The organism is Streptomyces sp. NPDC001599, from assembly GCF_042893535.1.
GTDB lineage: Bacteria > Actinomycetota > Actinomycetes > Streptomycetales > Streptomycetaceae > Streptomyces.
Genome location: NZ_JBIAVA010000001.1, coordinates 277,503 through 295,748, shown reverse-complemented (window position 1 = coordinate 295,748; position 18,246 = coordinate 277,503). Strand labels below are relative to the sequence as shown.

The window sequence follows — 18,246 nt, the reverse complement described above, 5'->3', positions numbered from 1 at the left end:
GCATGAATTCCAGGTAACCCGGCCGTGTCGGCGACGGCGACCCGAGGCGGGCGGACGCGAGCCGAGTACCCGCCCCCGCGTTGTCGTGACCAGGACCGAGGGGGCAGGATGACGACATGACGCACGCGATGCTGAAGGGGTCGAACGTCCCGCTGCAAGCCACCACGGTACGCGCCGTGCTGCGCTGGACTCCCGGGCAGGGGGTTCCCGACGTCGACGCCTCCGCGCTGCTGCTGGGGCCGGACGACCGCGTGCGTTCCGACGAGGACTTCGTCTTCTACAACCAGCCACGGCATCCCTCCGGCCAGGTCTGGCGGCTCGGCAAGAAGCGGGTCGCCGAGGGCCTGACCGACACGATCCAGACGGACCTCTCCGGCGTCGAGCCCTCGGTGGGCCGGATCCTGCTGGTCGCGTCGGCGGACGGCGTGACCTTCGACCGCGTCCGGTCGCTGCGCATCCTGCTGCACGACGCGGCGGCCGACGCGGAACCGCTGGCGTACTTCGACGTCACACCGGAGACCGGCCAGGAGACGGCGCTGATCTGCGGCGAGCTGTACCGGCGCGGGGAGGGCTGGAAGTTCCGGGCGCTGGGCGAGGGCTACTCCAACGGGCTCAAGGGCCTGGCGACCGACTTCGGCATCTCGGTGGACGAGTCGGAGGGCGCGGACGACCCCATGTCGGCCCCCCGGCCCGACGCCACGCCGACGGCCCCCGCAGCCCCGTCCGCCCCCTCGCAGGCCACGCCCGACCAGCCGACGCCCGCCCAGTCCAGCCCCGCGCCGCCGGCGGTCGGCCCCGACCACCCGACGGCCGTACAGCCGCTCCCGGGCCCATCCCGCCCCCTGCCGCCCGAGCAGCCCACCGGCGTGCCGACGCAGCCCGCGTACGGCTATCCGCAGCAGCCGGCGACGGCCCAGCCCGCCTACGGCTACCCCCAGCCGGACGCCGGCCGGCCCGGGTACGGCTATCCGCAGGCGCCTGCCGCCGCCGGGGTCACGGGAGCGCAGTCCGGCTACGGCTATCCGCAGCCGGTCACCGGGGCGCCCGATCCGGACTTCCGGCTGCCTCCGCAGGGCCCGCAGTTCGTCGGCCGGTAGCCCTCGCGGACGGCGGCCGGTGGCCGGGGCTCAGCGCTCCGCCTTGCTCTTGTGCCCGCGGCCCCATTGCAGACCCCAGCCGTACAGCCGGTCCAGCTCGCCCTGGAAGCCGTAGACGAACTTCACCTCGCGGCGGACGAGGATCTCGTCCTTGACGTTCTCGATCATCACCACGGCACAGGACCGGGCCTGCGGATGCCGCTCGTCGAGGCCTATCTCGATGCGGGGCCCGTTGCTGGGGTAGAGCGTGACGACGGCGTGCGTCCGGTCGAAGGCCGGCGTCTGGTCGTAGATGTAGGCGAAGAGCAGCAGGCGCTTGATCTCGTCCTTGTGGTCGAGGTTGACGTAGAGCGTCTCGCCGGAGGCCGAGCCGAAGCGGTCGTCGCCGCTGAGCTTGACGTACGGCGGGGCGTTGACGTCGCCCAGGAAGCCGCCGAGCGGCTGGACCACCCCGCGGGTGCCGTCCTTGAGTTCGTAGAGGCAGCCGAGGTCGAGGTCGACGTTGACCATGCTCTGGCTGTGGCCGACGACCTCGGGGGGCTTGAGCGCCTTGAAGGGGTGCCGCAGCAGGCTCTCCCGCTGGACGCCAGAGATGTCGGAGGTCCGCATCCGCCAGGAGAGGTTGACGCGGAGATTGCCGGTCGCGGCGCCCTGCTTGGTCAGGGAGACCTGACTGTGCCGTTTGGTCAGCTGTATGGAGTTGGTCGCCGCGCTGCCCGAGTCGAACTCGGACTCGCGGCCGCGCCACAGCCCGTCCAAGAAGCCCATTCCCGCCCCACCTTCGCGTCACCGCCGACGGGGCGGCCCCGAGGAGTCGTCCTCGTCGGCCGCCCCGCTCAGAGCGTTCCTCGTCCGGGCCGGGTTCACACCAGGGGTGCGGGCGCACCGGGGGCGCACCCCGGCCCGGGGATCAAGGGTTTCACACCCCGGAGGAGACCTCCGCCTTCTCCTGGTCGCCGTCTCCCCCGGCCGCCGCCAGTGCGCGGTTGCGGCGCACCGAGGAGAAGAAGGACCAGCCGATCAGGGCGACGCCGACGAGGCCGGTGATGATCTCGTGGATCTCGTACTGGATGGTGACCAGGAGGATGACGGCGAGGGCGCCGATGGCGTAGTGGGCGCCGTGCTCCAGGTAGACGTAGTCGTCGAGGGTGCCCTGGCGGACCAGGTAGACCGTGAGCGAACGGACGTACATGGCGCCGATGCCCAGGCCGAGGGCCATCAGGACGATGTCGTTGGTGATGGCGAAGGCGCCGATGACGCCGTCGAAGGAGAAGGACGCGTCCAGGACCTCCAGGTAGAGGAACATGAAGAACGCGGCCTTGCCCGCCAGCTTGACGGCCGACTTGGGCTTGCCCGTGCGTTCGGCCTCTTCCTCGGCCTCGTGCTCGCGTTCCTCCTCCTCTTCGAGTTTGTCCTCGAAGTAGCCGGAGAGACCGCCGACGATCATGTAGGTGATCAGGCCCGCGATGCCCGCGAGCAGGACCGTCTCCGCCTTGTCGGCATGGGCGCCGCCGTGCTGGTGGGCGTGGGCGCCGAAGGTGATCGCGGAGACCAGCAGCACGATCAGGGCGATGCAGACCGACAGCATGTCGACCTTGCCCAGCTTGGCCAGCGGACGCTCCAGCCAGGCCAGCCACTTGATGTCCCGGTCCTCGAAGATGAAGTCGAGGAAGATCATGAGGAGGAACATGCCACCGAAGGCGGCGATCGACGGATGGGCGTCCGTCACCAGCTCCTGATAGCGGTCCTTGTCGGTGAGCGCGAGGTCGACGGCCTCGATCGGCCCCAGCGACGCGCTGATCGCCACGATCACGACCGGGAAGACCAGGCGCATGCCGAACACGGCGATCAGGATGCCGATGGTGAGGAAGATCTTCTGCCAGAAGGCATTCATCTTCTTCAGGATCCCGGCGTTGACCACCGCGTTGTCGAAGGACAGCGAGATCTCCATGATGGAGAGGATCGCCACGATGCCGAAGGCGGTCCACCCCCCGTAGAAGACCGCCGCGACCAGGCCGAGCGCGGTGACCGCGAACGACCAGCCGAAGGTTTTCAGAAGCACTGGCTACCCAATCGTGTGTGTACGGGGCTCCCCCGCGCCGTACTCGGCTTTACGAAACGTTGACTCCGAAGTCTAGAGCGATGCCGCGAAGCCCCGACGCGTACCCCTGCCCCACTGCACGGAACTTCCACTCGCCCTGGTAGCGGTAGAGCTCGCCGAAGATCATCGCGGTCTCCGTGGAGGCGTCCTCGCTGAGGTCGTAGCGGGCCAGTTCCTGGCCGTCGGCCTGGTTGACGACCCGGATGAAGGCGTTGCTGACCTGGCCGAAGGTCTGGCCGCGCTCGTCGGCCATGTGGATCGAGACCGGGAAGACGATCTTGTCGCAGTGGGCCGGCACCTTGGAGAGGTCGACCAGCAGCGACTCGTCGTCGCCGTCGCCCTCGCCGGTGAGGTTGTCGCCGGTGTGCTCGATCGAGCCGTCCGGGCTCTTGAGCTGGTTGTAGAAGACGAACCACTCGTCGCCGAGCACCCGGCCGCTGCTGCACACGAGTGCGCTCGCGTCGAGGTCGAAGGGTGCTCCGGTGGTGGAACGCGCGTCCCAGCCGAGCCCGACCAGTACCTGCGTGAGGTTCGGTGCGGCCTTGGACAGGGAGACGTTGCCGCCCTTGGCAAGCGTGACGCCCATGGTGATGGTCCCTCCCCGGGTGATGGTTCCTGGTTTCCTGCGCGTCCGGCGCCGCACGTAAACCGTGCGGCGCCGGACGTGTCGAGACAGTCGCTCAGACGTTCACGCCGAAGTCCTGGGCGATGCCGCGCAGGCCGGAGGCGTAGCCCTGGCCGATGGCGCGGAACTTCCACTCCGCGCCGTGGCGGTACAGCTCGCCGAAGACCATGGCGGTCTCCGTGGAGGCGTCCTCGCTCAGGTCGTAGCGGGCGATCTCGGCCTCGCCGGCCTGGTTGACGACGCGGATGAACGCGTTGCGCACCTGGCCGAAGGACTGCTGGCGGTTCTCGGCGTCGTAGATCGAGACCGGGAAGACGATCTTCTCGATGTCGGCCGGGACCGTGGCGAGGTTGATCTTGATCTGCTCGTCGTCGCCCTCGCCCTCACCGGTGATGTTGTCGCCGGTGTGCTCGACCGATCCGTCCGGGCTCTTCAGGTTGTTGAAGAAGATGAAGTGCGCGTCACTGGCGACCTTGCCGCCGCTGTTCAGCAGCAGCGCGCTGGCGTCGAGGTCGAAGTCGGTGCCGGTCGTGGTGCGGATGTCCCACCCCAGACCGACGATGACCGCGGTCAGGCCGGGGGCCTCCTTGGTCAGCGAAACGTTGCCGCCCTTGCTGAGGCTGACTCCCACGAGTCCTCCATTGGTGTCCAGGGGCGGGGTGCCCCGTAGTGCGTGGATATCGGATCAACGAGTTGATCCTAGTGACGGGTTCCCGCGCCCCGCAGTCCCCGGAGCCGACAAATCACGTGGTGTCGGCCCGGCGGACGCCGGTCACAGGGCGTCGAGCGCCTTCACGTACTCGGCGAGGTCACGGGCGTCCGGCAGAGCGTTGACCACGGTCCAGCGCACGACGCCCTCCTGGTCGATCACGAAGGTGCCGCGGACGGCGCAACCCTTGTCCTCGTCGAAGACGCCGTAGGCGCGCGAGACGTTGCCGTGCGGCCAGAAGTCGGAGAGCAGCGGGTACTCCAGGCCCTCCTGCTCGGCGAAGACGCGCAGGGTGTGGATGGAGTCGTTGGAGACGGCGAGCACCTCGGTGTCCCGGTCGGAGAACTGCGGCAGGTTGTCGCGCACCTCGCACAGCTCGCCGGTGCACACACCGGTGAAGGCGAAGGGGTAGAAGAGCAGCACGACGTTCTTCCGGCCGCGGAACTCGGACAGCCGGACGGCCCTGCCGTGGTTGTCCTTGAGTTCGAAGTCGGGGGCCTTGTCGCCGACCTGGATCGCCATGTCCCGTTCGTCCCTTCCGTAGGAAGTTCTCCGCGGGAAGATCTCCGCGGGTGATTCGCTGGAAACACCCTACGCAGGGACGGTCGCGGACCCGCGGACGGGCCGACAGCCGTCGGCCGTCGACCCGCCCGGAGTCCGGAATGTCACGGAGCCCGGCCGGGCTACCGCTTGGACTTGGCGGCCTTGGGCGTCGCCAGCCGGCTGCCGCTCCAGTCCTTGCCGACGCTGACGCTCTTGGACGCCGTCAGTCCGGCGGTCGTCGAGGCTTCCGAGATGTCACTGGCCTCGACGTAACCGTCACGGCCGGTCTTCGGCGTGAGAAGGAGGATCGACCCGCCCTCTTCGATGTACGTGGTGGCATCCACCAGCGCATCCGTCAGGTCGCCGTCGTCGTCACGGAACCACAGCACGACGGCATCGGCCACGTCCTCGTAGTCCTCGTCCACCAGCTCGCCCTCGACGGCGCCCTCAATGGCCTCGCGGAGCTCCTGGTCGACGTCGTCGTCGTAGCCGATCTCCTGGACCACCTGCCCGGGCTGGAAACCCAGCCTGGCGGCAGGGTTCGTCCGCTCCTCCGCGTGGTCCGCGGTCGCGCTCACGGGTTGCCTCCTGATCATGTTTCGGTAGATGTCTTCAGCCACGCGCGTGCGCGAGGCTTGGCCGTAGTCCACACGGGCGGGACGGATCGCGCAAGTACCCGGCGTCTGGGACCGCCGAAACGGTGACGATCCCGGCCGTGTCGCCGCAACTCCAGCCATGCCGTCCGGCCCGAAGGTGACGTACACCACACCTATCTGCCCCGTTTGCGTATTTGGGAACCATGTGTGGGTACGAGACTCGAATGAACGTGCCCCCGATCCTCACGGGAGAACCGGTTACCCCACGGTACAGATGACGATTGCCCCCGCGAGGTACACGATGGGGAACCGGCGGGGGAATCGGCGCAGAAACCCGGGAAGAACCGGGGAGGAACCCGGAGAGAAACCCGGAAAAACGGCCCTCTGACAGCGAAGGAACAGCGTGGCTTCCGCATCCGATCGCAGTGATCGCAGTCCGATCATCATTGGCGGCCTTCCCAGTCAGGTTCCTGACTTCGACCCCGAGGAGACCCAGGAGTGGCTCGACTCGCTCGACGCCGCCGTCGACGAGCGCGGCCGGGAACGGGCCCGCTACCTGATGCTGCGGCTGATCGAACGGGCCCGCGAGAAGCGCGTGGCCGTGCCCGAGATGCGCAGCACGGACTACGTCAACACCATCCCGACCAAGAGCGAGCCGTTCTTCCCCGGCAACGAGGAGATCGAGCGCAAGATCCTCAACGCCACCCGGTGGAACGCGGCGGTGATGGTCTCGCGCGCGCAGCGGCCCGGGATCGGCGTCGGCGGCCACATCGCGACCTTCGCCTCCTCCGCCTCCCTGTACGACGTGGGCTTCAACCACTTCTTCCGGGGCAAGGACGAGGGCGACGGCGGCGACCAGGTCTTCTTCCAGGGGCACGCCTCACCCGGCATCTACGCGCGCGCGTACCTGCTGGACCGGCTCAGCGAGGAGCACCTCGACGGCTTCCGCCAGGAGAAGTCCAAGGCGCCGCACGCGCTGTCCTCGTACCCGCACCCGCGGTCGATGCCGGACTTCTGGGAGTTCCCGACGGTCTCGATGGGCCTCGGCCCGATCGGCGCGATCTTCCAGGCGCGGATGAACCGCTACATGCACGCGCGGGGGATCGCGGACACCTCCAAGTCGCACGTGTGGGCCTTCCTCGGCGACGGCGAGATGGACGAGCCGGAGTCGCTGGGCCAGCTGTCCATCGCCGCCCGGGAGGGCCTGGACAACCTGACCTTCGTGGTCAACTGCAACCTCCAGCGCCTCGACGGCCCGGTGCGCGGCAACGGCAAGATCATCCAGGAGCTGGAGTCGGTCTTCCGGGGCGCCGGCTGGAACGTGATCAAGCTGGTCTGGGACCGCACCTGGGACCCGCTGCTGGCCCAGGACCGCGACGGCGTGCTGGTCAACCGCATGAACACGACGCCGGACGGCCAGTTCCAGACGTATGCCACCGAGTCCGGCGCCTACATCCGCGACCACTTCTTCGGCGACGACCACCGGCTGCGCGCGATGGTCGAGAACATGACCGACGACCAGATCCTGCACCTGGGCCGCGGCGGTCACGACCACCGCAAGATCTACGCGGCGTACAAGGCGGCGCTGGAGCACAAGGGCCAGCCGACGGTCATCCTGGCCAAGACGATCAAGGGCTGGACGCTGGGACCGAACTTCGAGGGCCGCAACGCCACGCACCAGATGAAGAAGCTGACGGTCGACGATCTCAAGCGCTTCCGCGACCGGCTGCATCTGCCGATCTCCGACAAGGAGCTGGAGTCCGGCCCGCCGCCGTACTACCACCCCGGCCGGGAGACCGAGGAGATGCAGTACATGCACGACCGGCGCCTGGGTTGCGGCGGGTACGTGCCGACCCGGGTGGTGCGGTCGAAGCCGCTCGCGCTGCCGGACGACAAGACGTACGCGACCGTGAAGAAGGGTTCGGGCCAGCAGTCCATCGCGACGACGATGGCCTTTGTGCGCCTGCTGAAGGACCTCATGCGGGACAAGGAGCTTGGCAAGCGGTTCGTGCTGATCGCGCCGGACGAGTACCGCACGTTCGGCATGGACTCGTTCTTCCCGAGTGCGAAGATCTACAACCCGCTCGGGCAGCAGTACGAGTCGGTGGACCGCGATCTGCTGCTCGCCTACAAGGAGGCGCCGAACGGGCAGATGCTGCACGACGGCATCTCCGAGGCCGGCTGCACGGCCTCGCTGATCGCGGCGGGATCGGCGTACGCCACGCACGGCGAACCGCTCATCCCGGTGTACGTCTTCTACTCGATGTTCGGTTTCCAGCGCACCGGCGACCAGTTCTGGCAGATGGGCGACCAGTTGGCGCGCGGTTTCGTCCTGGGCGCGACCGCCGGCCGTACGACCCTGACCGGTGAGGGCCTCCAGCACGCGGACGGCCACTCGCAGCTGCTGGCCTCGACCAACCCGGCGTGCGTGGCGTACGACCCCGCCTTCGGGTTCGAGATCGCGCACATCGTCAAGGACGGGCTGCGCCGGATGTACGGCGGGGACGAGCAGCACCCGCACGGCGAGGACGTCTTCTACTACCTCACCGTCTACAACGAGCCCATCCGGCACCCGGCCGAGCCCGAGAACGTGGACGTCGAGGGCATCCTCAAGGGCGTGTACCGCTTCAGCGAGGGCACGGGCGGCTCGATCCCGGCGCAGATCATGGCGTCCGGGGTCGCGGTGCCGTGGGCCGTGGAGGCGCAGCGCATCCTCGCCGAGGAGTGGAACGTGCGCGCCGACGTCTGGTCGGCGACCTCCTGGAACGAGCTGCGGCGCGAGGCCGTGGCCTGCGAGGAGCACAACCTGCTGCATCCGGAGGAGGAGCAGCAGGTGCCCTGGGTGACGCGGAAGCTGGCGGGGGCTCAGGGGCCGTTCGTGGCGGTGTCCGACTGGATGCGGTCGGTGCCGGACCAGATCGCGCGGTGGGTGCCGGGGACGTACCAGTCGCTGGGCGCGGACGGGTTCGGCTTCGCGGACACCCGGGGCGCGGCGCGGCGGTTCTTCCACATCGACGCGGAGTCGATCGTGGTGGGCGTGCTGAGCGAGCTGGCCCGGGAGGGGAAGGTCGACCGGTCGGTGCTGAAGCAGGCGATCGACCGGTACCGGCTGCTCGACGTGACGGCGGCGGACCCGGGGGTGGCCGGCGGGGACGCGTAGGGCGTACCCCGGGCCCCCGCCGGGGCGGCACATGGCTCACCCCCGCCCATGACGGGCGGGGGTGGGAACATCCGGGCGAAGGGTGACGCCGCGCCGGGCTGGACGGTGCCGTCGCCCGGAGTCGTCGCTCCTACGAGCCGGACGGGTGCCAGAAGCCGGGGCCCACCGCGAGCGCCGCGCGATCCGGCCCGGTCCGTGACCACGTCCGGCCACGTGAGCGGGGGCGCCTGCGCGATCCATGTCCGAAGCTCGCCATCATCAACTCCATGGGCTCCCTGTGTACTTCGGGTACCCCCGTGCGGAGTGTCATGCCTGCTTCGCACGCGCTGCCTGCGCGCCGCCCCCCTCCGGCAGCGCGCCGCAGCCGCACGCCCTCCGTGCCCTGCGGAGGACGTGACCCACTGTGACCTGCTAGGTCTGGTGGAGGGGAGGGTTCGCGGCCCCTGTCACCCTGATGGACGAAACGGGGGACGGGGCCGCCGGACTCAGGGGGCCGGATCAGATGTGGCCCACGCCCGCGCCCGCCTCGGCGTTCTCGCCGCGCTTGGTCAGGAAGGCGACGAACACCGCCACGACCGCGACCCCGGCGGCGACCAGCGAGGCCAGGCTCATGCCGGAGATGAAGGTGTCGTGGGCGACGTCCGCGATCTTCCCGGCGACCTCGGCGGGGGTGCCCGGGGCCACCGGCGGGACACCGACCCGGACCGCCTCGGAGGCCTGGTCCGCCTGCTCCGGCGTCAGCTCCGGCAGGCCCGCGTCCGCCCAGTTGCCCGGGAGGTCGCTGTCGACCTTGGAGGCCATCACGGCGCCCAGCACGGCCGTGCCGAGGCTGCCGCCGATCTGCATCGCCGCCTGCTGGAGACCGCCGGCCACGCCCGAGAGCTCCATCGGCGCGTTGCCGACGATGACCTCGGTGGCGCCGACCATGACGGGCGCCAGGCCGAGGCCGAGCAGGGCGAACCAGATCGACATCAGACCGCTGCCGGTGTCCGTCTCCAGCGTGGAGATGCCGAACATGGCGACGGCGGTGCACACCATGCCGCCGGCCAACGGGATGCGCGGGCCGACCTTGGTGATCATCGCGCCGGCCAGCGGCGAGGCGACGATCATCATGCCGGTGAGCGGCAGCAGGTGCAGACCGGCGTCGACGGGGCTCATGCCGTGGACGTTCTGCAGGTAGAAGGTGACGAAGAACAGGCCGCCCATGAAGGCGATGGCCATCAGGACCATCAGGACCACACCGGCCGACAGCGCGACCGAGCGGAACATCGCCAGCGGGATCAGCGGCTCCTTCACCTTGGTCTCCCACACGGAGAACAGGACGAAGCCGACCACCGCCCCGCCGATGTAGACCCAGGTCTGCCCGGAGCTCCAGCCCCACTCGGGGGCCTTGATCAACGCCCAGACGAGGGCGAACATCGAGGCCGACAGCAGCACGATGCCGAGGACGTCGAAGGAGCGCGGCGCGTTCTCGGCCCGGTGGTCCAGCAGGATCATGACGCCGAGCACGACGGCGACGATGCCCACCGGCACGTTGATGAAGAACACCGACTGCCAGTTGACGTGCTCGACCAGCACGCCGCCGAGGATCGGGCCGCCCGCGGTGGAGGCGCCGATGACCATGCCCCAGATGCCGATGGCCATGTTGAGCTTCTCGGCCGGGAAGGTGGCCCGCAGCAGGCCGAGCGCGGCCGGCATCAGCAACGCGCCGAACAGGCCCTGGAAGACACGGAAGACGATGACCGCGGCGATGCTGCCGGACAGGCCGATGGCGCCGGAGGAGGCCGCGAAGCCCGCCACGCCGATGAGGAAGGTCTGCCGGTGGCCGAAGCGGTCACCGAGCTTGCCCGCGGTGATCAGGGCGACCGCGAGCGCGAGGAAGTAGGCGTTGGTGATCCACTGGACGTCCGCGAGGCTGGCGTCCAGGTCGTCCTGGATGGCCGGGTTGGCGATCGCCACGATGGTGCCGTCCAGGGCCACCATCATGACCCCGACCGCGACGGTGACGAGGGTGACCCACGGATGGCCGCGCCATCCCTTGGCGGGCGCTGAACCCGCCGGGGTGCCGTCACCCGGTCCCGGCTTGTCGATGGTGGTCTGACTAGTCATACCGCTGAGGCTAATGACAGCCTCTGACAGTTGACAAACCAATTCACGAGTCAGTAACTGACAAGACATCCCCCATATAGCCTGAACAGGGGAAACCGTACGAAGGAGAGAACTTTTGAAGGTGGCCGGCACGTCGGCGCCCCCGGAGACCTCACCAGCGGTCTCCCGTCCTGGCCTGCGCGAACTCAAGAAACAGCGCACCCGGGACCTGCTCCTGCGCTCCGCCCTCGAACTGTTCACCGAGCGCGGCTACGAGGAGACGACCGTCGACGACATCGCCGAGGCCGCCGACGTCTCGCAGCGCACCTTCTTCCGGTACTTCGCCTCCAAGGAGGATGCGGCGTTCTTCGTGGCCCGGCTCGCGGAGTCGCACTTCGTCCGGGCCGTGCTCGCCCGTCCGCCCGAGGAGGCGCCCCTGGACGCGCTGCGCCATGCGCTCGCGGAGAGCTGGAGCACCATCGGCGAGGCCGTCGAGCAGCTGGTCCCGCTCGAGCTGCACATGCGCTTCTACCGGGTGATCGAGTCGACGCCCGCGCTGCTCGCCGCGCACCTGCGGCGCGCGACGGAGCTGGAGGAGGAGATCGCCCGGGTCGTCGCCGTCCGCGAGGGCCTCGACGTGGACACCGACCCCCGGCCCCGCGTGGTCGTGGCCGTCTTCGGAGCGGTGATGCGGGTCACCGAGCGGATCTGGTCGGCGCGCGACGACGCGAGCCTGGCGGCGCTGCGGGACCTGACGGCCGATTACCTCGACCAGGTGGCGCCCGCGCTCACCGGGAACTGGCGCCGCGCCGAAACGTGATCCGTGTCACTGGATTCACGCGAGACTGGCCCGTTCTCCTAGTGTGTCCTCCCAGTGACTTCCTTCGACACCTCCCCACAGCTGAACGTCTGGCGCGTACTGCTCGCCCTGGCCGTGGTGTTCGTGATGCTGGCGACCACCGGCTGGACCGCCCTGCGCGACCAGCGGGGCCCCACCGCCCTCGAAGCGTCCGTCACGGCCTGGGAGCACGGCCGGATCGACGGGCGGCGGCTGCCCGACGCGCAGGCGACGCCCGCCCGGCTGGCCCGCTTCTTCGCTTCGCTCACCGCATGGCAGCGCACCAGCCTGGCCCACCGGTATCCCCTGGCCGTCGGCAACATGAACGGCGCCCCCGTCCAGCTGCGCTACCTCGCCAACCGCTCGGCGCTGGAGAAGGCGCGGTCGGTGGAGCGGGAGCGCACGCACGACAAGCGGCTGTCCCCGGCCGGGCAGCGCGAGGCCGGCAGACGGATGCACAACTACGAGGCGCTGCTCGACCCCGGCCGGCACATCCTCGCCTTCGACCCGGCGGGCTCGGGCAGGGTCGCCGAGGTCTTCGGGAACCTGGACCGCGCCGAGCGCGTGTCCGTCGTCGTGCCCGGCGTGGACACCGAACTGCTCACCTTCCAGCGCACCGACCGCAAGAAGTACGCGGCGCCCGTCGGCATGGCGAAGTCGCTGTACGCGGCCGAGCGCGCGGCGAGCCCCGGCACCGGCACGGCCGTGATCGCCTGGGCCGACTACACCTCGCCCAGCGGCCTCGGCATGGAGGCGGCCACCGCGAACCGCGCCGCACACGGGGCGGCACGGCTGAACGCGCTGCTGCGGGCGCTGCCCGGCCAGGCCCCCGTCTCCCTCTTCTGCCACAGCTACGGCTCGGTGGTGTGCGGCCTCGCCGCCGACACGCTCCCCGCGAGGGTGACCGACATAGCGGTGGCCGGCAGCCCGGGCATGCGCGCCGAGAACGCCTCCCACCTGGACACCTCCGCCCGCGTGTGGGCGATGCGGGACGCCGACGACTGGATCCAGGACGTGCCGTACCTGGAGGTCGGCGGCCTCGGGCACGGCGCCGATCCGGTGTCCGCCGGATTCGGGGCGCGGGTGCTGTCCGCGCGGGACGCCCGGGGCCACAGCGGCTACTTCGTGCCGGGCACGGACAGCCTGCGGAACTTCGCGGGGATCGGGGTTGGCGCATACCGCACGGTCGCCTGCGCCGGCGAAGACGACACATGCCGGGCGGGTTTGTCCGCGGCTACGGCGGCCGGACGCGCGTAGAGGCGCAGAAACTCCGGTTTGCACGGGGAGGGGACGGGAAGGCTCGTGCCGCATACGATGAGCCGCATGGGTGACGTACTGGCCGGATTTCATGCCGCCTGGGAGTTCGAGTCCGACTCCGTGCTCATCCGCTACGAACGGGGGATTCGAACACCCAAGCTGTTTCAGGCCCTGGGGGAACGCCGTGTGCCCCTGGAGGCCATCGCCGGCGTGACACTCACGCCCGGCAGGCGTGGCACCGTCGTGCTGCGCGTCGAACCGCGCGCGGGCGCCGATCCGCTGATCGAGGCGGCGGCCGGACAGCTGAAGGAGAGCGGCGACCCCTACCGGCTGGTGCTGCCCGCCGAACGGGGGACGCTCGCGGAGTACTACGCGGACGAGCTGCGGTCGCTGCTGACCGAGTCGGACCGGACCGAGCGCTACCTGGTGGCGCCGCCCGAGGCACCGCTGCACTTCAAGGCGTACGACGGGAAGGCGTCCTTCGACGGGAAGGCCGTGTCCTTCCGCTGGTCCTGGACGGGCGCGTCGTCGGCGAAGTGGAAGGCCGGCGACCAGAGCTTCCCGGTCGCCGACCTGGGCGGGGTGGAGTGGCGTTCCCCCGAGATGTTCGAGGGGTACCTGCGGCTGCTGCCGCGCGACGCCGACGCGTCGGCGGCCGGTGCGGCCGCGGGGGCCGCGCCGGCCGTCCCCCAGGCCGACCAGGATCCGGCAGCGGTCGTGTTCGGGCTGGGGTACGGGCCGGTGCACGAGTCGCTGCCGTTCGCGGCGGCGGTGCTGGCGGCGGTGCGGGAACGGGGCGCGAGCGCCCCGGTGCCGATTACCGTGCCGGCGCCCCGGCGGGACCCGGCCGACATCGCCGAGCGGATCCGGCACCTGGGGGAGCTGCATCAGCAGGGGCTGGTGACGGACGAGGAGTTCTCCTCGAAGAAGGCAGAGTTGCTGGCGGAGCTTTAGCTCTACTCCCGTCCGGCTGAGGCGAACGTCATGTCCGCGTAGCGGTCCCCCGCAACCTTCTCCGCGATCGGCTCCAGCAGGGCCAGCTCTGCCTCCGTCAGGACGAGCCTCGTCGCCGCCGTGTTCTCCTCCACCCGGGCCGGCTTCCGGGTGCCCGGGATCGGGATCACCGGCAGGCCGTGGACCTGGGACCGCTGCTGGACCCAGGCCAGGGCGATCTGACCGAGGGTGGCGCCGTGGGCCTCGGCGAGGTCGCGGACCGGGGTGAGGAGGGCCGCGTTGGCCGCCGCGTTGTCGCCGGTGAAGCGAGGCTGCTGACGGCGGAAGTCACCGTCGGTGAGGTCCTGTTCGGCGTTGGCGAAGGAGCCGGTGAGGAAGCCCCGGCCGAGCGGCGAGTACGGGACGAGGGCGACGCCCAGTTCGCGGGCGGCCGGTACCACGCCCGCCTCGATGTCCCGGCTGAACAGCGACCACTCCGACTGCACGGCGGCGATGGGGTGCACGGTCTGCGCGGCCCGCAGCTCGTCCCCCGTCACCTCGCTCAGCCCGAGCTGCTTGACCTTGCCCTCGCGGACCAGGTCGGCCATGACGGCGACGGTCTCCTCGATCGGCACGTTCACGTCGCGCCGGTGCATGTAGTAGAGGTCGATCACGTCGAGGTCCAGGCGGCGCAGGCTCGCCTCGACGGCCTCGCGGATGTACGGCGCGTCGTTGCGGATGATCCTCTTGGTCGGCTCGTCCGGCGGGATCGTCAGGGCGAACTTGGTCGCGACGACGACCTCGTCGCGGTGGGCCTTGAAGAACGGCGCGAGGAAGCGCTCGTTCTCACCGGCGCCGTACGCGTCGGCGGTGTCGTAGAGCGTCACGCCCAGCTCCAGCGCCCGTTCCAGGGTGGCGCGGGAGGCCTCGGCGTCCGAGGGGCCGTATCCGAAGCTCATGCCCATGCAGCCGAGGCCCTGGGCGCCCACCTCCGGGCCGCCCGTGCCGAGCCGTGCCGTCGGGATCCTGCTGTCGGTCATCGGTTCCTCTCCCCTTCACGGGCACGTCCGGCGTCCCCGTAGAAACTGATCTTGCGGTCGAGTACGGCGACGGTGTCCTGGAGTTCGGCGATCCGCGTCAGCACGTCGCGCCGAGTGGACTCCAGCAGCTCCCGCCGGTCGAGGTAGGTGCTCTCGCCCTCGCGCACCATCTCGGCGTACCGCACCATGTCGGCGACCGGCATGCCGGTCATCCGCAGCTTGCCGACGAAGTCGAGCCAGTCCAGGTCGCGGTTGCTGTAGCGGCGCTGCCCGGTGTGCGAGCGGTCGATGTGGGACATCAGGCCGATCCGCTCGTACCAGCGCAGCGTGTGCGCCGTCAGGCCGGTGAACGCGACGACCTCGCTGATGGTGTAGCGGTCCTGCCCGTCGGGGCGCGGGTGGCGCGGGGGCGGGGCGGAGCAGATGTCCGTTCCGGTGGCGTTGCCGGTGGCGTTGCTGGTGGCGTTCGGCACGAGGGGCCCGGCCGTGGTCTGCATCACCGTCATGCCCCAACGCTATGACCTTCGAGTGCACTCCAGGCAAGCGGCCCCGGTGAGAAACCGGCGGTGGGAAATACGCAGGACACACGCCCCGGCCGGTCACTAACGTGCGGGCATGAGTCTCGTACGCCGTGCTGTGGCCGAGGACGTGGGGGAAGTGCTCCGTCTGCGTCAGGTGATGATCGATTCGCTGGGCCGGGCGCCCGCGCCCACCGACTGGCACGCCGAGTCCCTGCCGACGCTGCGGGCGAGGCTCGCCGACCCGGACGGGGACTTCGCGGCGTTCGTCGTCGAGCACCCGGAGCGGCCCGGGGCGCTGGCGGCGCTGGTGGCCGGCACGCTGGAGTACCGGATCGGGAGGGCCGGCAATCCGCACGGGCTGATCGGCTACGTCTTCAGCGTGGCGACGGACCCGGAGGCCCGGCGCCGGGGGTACGCCCGCGCCTGCATGGAGGAGCTGCTCCAGTGGTTCCGCGAGCGGGGCGCCGGGCACGTCATGCTGACCGCCTCCGCGGACGCCGAGCCCCTGTACGCGTCGATGGGCTTCACCCGGGACCCGGACCCCTCCATGCGGCTGTACCTGTGAGCCGCTTAGGCTCGACGCCATGTCCTTGAAGAGCCTCGCGTCGATCGAGAACTGGCCGGTCCCCACCGCCGCGGCGGGCGTCGTACGGGCCGACGGCACCGTCCTCGGCACCCACGGCCCGGCCGCGCACCGCTTCCCGCTCGCCTCGGTCACCAAGCCGCTGGCGGCCTACGCGGCGCTGGTGGCCTACGAGGAGGGCGCGATCGAGCTGGACGAGCCCGCCGGTCCGCCCGGGGCGACGGTCCGCCACCTGCTCGCCCACACCTCGGGCCTGGCCTTCGACGAGCACCGCGTGACGGCCCCGCCCGGGGATCGCCGGCTGTACTCCAACGCCGGTTTCGAGCAGCTCGGCGACCACATCGCGAAGGCGGCGGACATGCCGTTCGCCGAGTACGCGCGGCAGGCGGTGCTGGAGCCGCTGGCCATGACGTCCACCTCGTTGGCGGGCTCCCCGGCGAAGGACGGCGTGTCCACGGTGGACGACCTGCTCCGCTTCGCCGCCGAGGTCCAGGCACCGCGTCTGCTGGACCCGCGGACGGTCGCCGAGGCGATGACGGTCCAGTACCCCGGCACGAAGGGCGTGCTGCCGGGCTACGGCCACCAGAACCCCAACGACTGGGGCCTCGGCTTCGAGATCCGCGACGGCAAGTCCCCGCACTGGACGGGCTCCGCCTCCTCCCCGCGCACCTTCGGCCACTTCGGCCAGTCCGGCACGTTCCTGTGGATCGACCCGGACGCCGCCCTGGCCTGCGTATCCCTCACCGACCGCGCCTTCGGCCCCTGGGCGGTCGAGGCGTGGCCGCCCTTCACTGACGGGGTGCTGGCGGAAGTACGGGGCTGACGCGCCACACCGGGCCGGACAGGCAACACTCGTCACGGTGCCAGCTCTTGACGTCCGCCGCCTGCGGGCCGGTTACGTGATTCACGCCACAGCACCGTGACGGAATGCGTACGCTCGACTACGCACGGAAGTGAACGCCGCGAGGTGTTGCCGTCCGTGGTCCCCGCAGTCCCGGAGTGAGGTGCCGCAGTGGCCAACATCCAGTCCCTCGACCCGACCGCCTCCCCACTCGACTACTACGGCTGGGAGCTGCGCCGCCAGCGCGAGGCCCACGGCCTCAGGCAGGGCCAGCTCGGCGACATCATCTTCTGCACCGGCTCCCTGGTCGGCCAGATCGAGACCACGAAGAAGGTCCCGACGCGGGACTTCTCCGAGCGGGTGGACGCCGCGCTGGGCACGGACGGACTGTTCTCCCGTCTGATCGGACTCGTCCTACGCAGCCAACTCCCCACGTGGTTCCAGCCGTACGCGGAGATGGAGGCGAAGGCGGCGTACATCTCGACGTACCAGTCGCAGCTGGTCTACGGGCTGCTGCAGACGGAGGAGTACGCGCGGGCAGTGCTCGGCGTCGAGGGCGGCAACGTGGACGAGATGGTCGCCGCCCGACTGGAACGCCAGCGCATCCTCCAGCGAGACCAGCCTCCCGCGCTGTGGGTCATCCTGGACGAGGCGGCACTGCTGCGCGAGATCGGTGGGCCTGAGGTCATGCGCGACCAGCTCGCCCACTTGCTGGGCTTCACGGCTGCCCCCTGGGTTCAGATCCAGGTCCTTCCCCTTGCCGTGGGCCAACACGCGGGCATGATGGGTACGTTCACGCTGCTGAGGTTCGACGCCGACCCTGACCTCTTCTACAAAGACGGCTACGACTGCGGGCACATGACCGCCAGTCCGGACGTGATCAAGGAACGTTCATTCGGCTACGCTCGACTGCAAGCCTCAGCCCTCTCCCCCGAGGACTCGGCGAGACTGATCACCCGCGTGATGGAGGAACGCTATGCGGTCCCGCACAGCACTGAGCAACGTTGAGTGGCGCAAGTCCAGTTACAGCGGAAGCAACGGCGGCGAATGCGTCGAGGTCGCCGAGAACTGCCCTACTGGCACCGTCCCCGTGCGCGACAGCAAGAACCCGGCCGGTCCGGTCGTCACCCTCGGCGCACACGCCTGGCAGGCGTTCGTCGACGGCCTGCGGTAGTCCGCACAGCACCTGTCGGCCGACGGGCACCGAGAGGCGAATTCGGGTCAACCTCCATCAGTCGAATCGACCGACCGGGACAGCATCCCCCCAGGTGACACACAGAATCCACGCGTAATCGCCACCACTTCTCCACAATT

General features: G+C 70.0%; 18 protein-coding genes and 1 pseudogene. 9 read left to right on the top strand and 10 right to left on the bottom strand.

The window, feature by feature from the left end:
• Window positions 1–116: 116 nt before the first annotated feature.
• Window positions 117–1,097: a TerD family protein gene (locus ACFYZ3_RS01405; RefSeq protein WP_388513153.1), complete on the top strand. Its 981-nt coding sequence runs from the start codon at window positions 117–119 to the stop codon at window positions 1,095–1,097.
• Window positions 1,098–1,127: 30 nt separating this feature from the next.
• Here ACFYZ3_RS01405 and ACFYZ3_RS01400 read toward each other — a convergent pair whose 3' ends face one another.
• From ACFYZ3_RS01400 to ACFYZ3_RS01375, 6 genes are all read right to left on the bottom strand, one after another.
• Window positions 1,128–1,865 carry a hypothetical protein gene (locus ACFYZ3_RS01400; protein WP_003976439.1) on the bottom strand — a complete coding sequence of 246 codons (738 nt, stop codon included), beginning with the start codon at window positions 1,863–1,865 and terminating at the stop codon, window positions 1,128–1,130.
• A gap of 151 nt (window positions 1,866–2,016) precedes the next feature.
• Complete coding sequence (locus ACFYZ3_RS01395; RefSeq protein ID WP_356858862.1) at window positions 2,017–3,159, bottom strand: DUF475 domain-containing protein; 1,143 nt, start codon at window positions 3,157–3,159, stop codon at window positions 2,017–2,019.
• A gap of 49 nt (window positions 3,160–3,208) precedes the next feature.
• Complete coding sequence (locus tag ACFYZ3_RS01390; protein WP_003976437.1) at window positions 3,209–3,784, bottom strand: TerD family protein; 576 nt, start codon at window positions 3,782–3,784, stop codon at window positions 3,209–3,211.
• 94 nt (window positions 3,785–3,878) lie between these two features.
• Entirely contained in the window at window positions 3,879–4,454 is a 576-nt protein-coding gene (locus tag ACFYZ3_RS01385; protein WP_003976436.1) for a calcium homeostasis/redox stress adaptation protein, read from the bottom strand.
• 141 nt (window positions 4,455–4,595) lie between these two features.
• Window positions 4,596–5,054, bottom strand: a complete 459-nt coding sequence (locus tag ACFYZ3_RS01380) for a peroxiredoxin (protein WP_388513149.1) — start codon at window positions 5,052–5,054, stop codon at window positions 4,596–4,598.
• Window positions 5,055–5,215: 161 nt separating this feature from the next.
• Window positions 5,216–5,653: a DUF3052 domain-containing protein gene (locus tag ACFYZ3_RS01375; RefSeq protein WP_007449195.1), complete on the bottom strand. Its 438-nt coding sequence runs from the start codon at window positions 5,651–5,653 to the stop codon at window positions 5,216–5,218.
• A gap of 421 nt (window positions 5,654–6,074) precedes the next feature.
• Here ACFYZ3_RS01375 and aceE point away from each other — a divergent pair, with 421 nt between their 5' ends.
• A complete protein-coding gene (gene aceE, locus ACFYZ3_RS01370; protein ID WP_388513146.1) occupies window positions 6,075–8,831 on the top strand; it encodes a pyruvate dehydrogenase (acetyl-transferring), homodimeric type in 2,757 nt (918 codons plus the stop codon).
• Between the two features lie 163 nt (window positions 8,832–8,994).
• Here aceE and ACFYZ3_RS01365 read toward each other — a convergent pair.
• Both ACFYZ3_RS01365 and ACFYZ3_RS01360 read right to left on the bottom strand, forming a co-directional pair.
• Window positions 8,995–9,141: pseudogene (locus ACFYZ3_RS01365) on the bottom strand (small hydrophobic protein); the annotation flags it as partial.
• Window positions 9,142–9,329: 188 nt separating this feature from the next.
• Entirely contained in the window at window positions 9,330–10,940 is a 1,611-nt protein-coding gene (locus tag ACFYZ3_RS01360; RefSeq protein WP_388513145.1) for an MFS transporter, read from the bottom strand.
• Between the two features lie 115 nt (window positions 10,941–11,055).
• Between ACFYZ3_RS01360 and ACFYZ3_RS01355 the strand changes: the two genes are divergently transcribed.
• The 3 genes from ACFYZ3_RS01355 (at window position 11,056) to ACFYZ3_RS01345 (ending at window position 13,968) form a co-directional block, all read left to right on the top strand.
• Window positions 11,056–11,739 (top strand): TetR family transcriptional regulator, encoded by a 684-nt coding sequence (locus tag ACFYZ3_RS01355; RefSeq protein ID WP_388513142.1) that lies wholly within the window; start codon window positions 11,056–11,058, stop codon window positions 11,737–11,739.
• A gap of 54 nt (window positions 11,740–11,793) precedes the next feature.
• Window positions 11,794–13,014 carry an alpha/beta hydrolase family protein gene (locus ACFYZ3_RS01350; protein WP_388513139.1) on the top strand — a complete coding sequence of 407 codons (1,221 nt, stop codon included), beginning with the start codon at window positions 11,794–11,796 and terminating at the stop codon, window positions 13,012–13,014.
• A gap of 66 nt (window positions 13,015–13,080) precedes the next feature.
• Window positions 13,081–13,968: a DUF4429 domain-containing protein gene (locus ACFYZ3_RS01345; RefSeq protein WP_388513137.1), complete on the top strand. Its 888-nt coding sequence runs from the start codon at window positions 13,081–13,083 to the stop codon at window positions 13,966–13,968.
• Window positions 13,969–13,970: 2 nt separating this feature from the next.
• Here ACFYZ3_RS01345 and ACFYZ3_RS01340 read toward each other — a convergent pair whose 3' ends face one another.
• Both ACFYZ3_RS01340 and ACFYZ3_RS01335 read right to left on the bottom strand, forming a co-directional pair.
• Window positions 13,971–14,987: an aldo/keto reductase gene (locus ACFYZ3_RS01340; protein WP_388513135.1), complete on the bottom strand. Its 1,017-nt coding sequence runs from the start codon at window positions 14,985–14,987 to the stop codon at window positions 13,971–13,973.
• Entirely contained in the window at window positions 14,984–15,493 is a 510-nt protein-coding gene (locus ACFYZ3_RS01335; protein ID WP_388513133.1) for a MerR family transcriptional regulator, read from the bottom strand. Before ACFYZ3_RS01335 ends, ACFYZ3_RS01340 begins: the two co-directional genes overlap by 4 nt.
• 109 nt (window positions 15,494–15,602) lie before the next feature.
• Between ACFYZ3_RS01335 and ACFYZ3_RS01330 the strand changes: the two genes are divergently transcribed.
• From ACFYZ3_RS01330 to ACFYZ3_RS01315, 4 genes are all read left to right on the top strand, one after another.
• Entirely contained in the window at window positions 15,603–16,073 is a 471-nt protein-coding gene (locus ACFYZ3_RS01330) for a GNAT family N-acetyltransferase (RefSeq protein WP_388513130.1), read from the top strand.
• Window positions 16,074–16,092: 19 nt separating this feature from the next.
• Entirely contained in the window at window positions 16,093–16,914 is an 822-nt protein-coding gene (locus ACFYZ3_RS01325) for a serine hydrolase domain-containing protein (protein ID WP_388513127.1), read from the top strand.
• 189 nt (window positions 16,915–17,103) lie between these two features.
• A complete protein-coding gene (locus ACFYZ3_RS01320; protein ID WP_388513124.1) occupies window positions 17,104–17,940 on the top strand; it encodes a helix-turn-helix domain-containing protein in 837 nt (278 codons plus the stop codon).
• Window positions 17,909–18,106, top strand: a complete 198-nt coding sequence (locus tag ACFYZ3_RS01315) for a DUF397 domain-containing protein (protein ID WP_388513122.1) — start codon at window positions 17,909–17,911, stop codon at window positions 18,104–18,106. The genes ACFYZ3_RS01320 and ACFYZ3_RS01315 overlap by 32 nt, the downstream gene beginning before the upstream one ends.
• Window positions 18,107–18,246: the final 140 nt, after the last annotated feature.

Bases quoted from the DNA above. Each gene is read 5' to 3' on its own strand.
- ACFYZ3_RS01405 (WP_388513153.1), top strand. From the start codon at position 117: ATGACGCACGCGATGCTGAAGGGGTCGAACGTCCCGCTGCAAGCCACC.
- ACFYZ3_RS01400 (WP_003976439.1), bottom strand. From the start codon at position 1,865: ATGGGCTTCTTGGACGGGCTGTGGCGCGGCCGCGAGTCCGAGTTCGAC.
- ACFYZ3_RS01390 (WP_003976437.1), bottom strand. From the start codon at position 3,784: ATGGGCGTCACGCTTGCCAAGGGCGGCAACGTCTCCCTGTCCAAGGCC.
- ACFYZ3_RS01380 (WP_388513149.1), bottom strand. From the start codon at position 5,054: ATGGCGATCCAGGTCGGCGACAAGGCCCCCGACTTCGAACTCAAGGAC.
- ACFYZ3_RS01360 (WP_388513145.1), bottom strand. From the start codon at position 10,940: ATGACTAGTCAGACCACCATCGACAAGCCGGGACCGGGTGACGGCACC.
- ACFYZ3_RS01345 (WP_388513137.1), top strand. From the start codon at position 13,081: ATGGGTGACGTACTGGCCGGATTTCATGCCGCCTGGGAGTTCGAGTCC.
- ACFYZ3_RS01340 (WP_388513135.1), bottom strand. From the start codon at position 14,987: ATGACCGACAGCAGGATCCCGACGGCACGGCTCGGCACGGGCGGCCCG.
- ACFYZ3_RS01335 (WP_388513133.1), bottom strand. From the start codon at position 15,493: ATGACGGTGATGCAGACCACGGCCGGGCCCCTCGTGCCGAACGCCACC.
- ACFYZ3_RS01330 (WP_388513130.1), top strand. From the start codon at position 15,603: ATGAGTCTCGTACGCCGTGCTGTGGCCGAGGACGTGGGGGAAGTGCTC.
- ACFYZ3_RS01325 (WP_388513127.1), top strand. From the start codon at position 16,093: ATGTCCTTGAAGAGCCTCGCGTCGATCGAGAACTGGCCGGTCCCCACC.
- ACFYZ3_RS01315 (WP_388513122.1), top strand. From the start codon at position 17,909: ATGCGGTCCCGCACAGCACTGAGCAACGTTGAGTGGCGCAAGTCCAGT.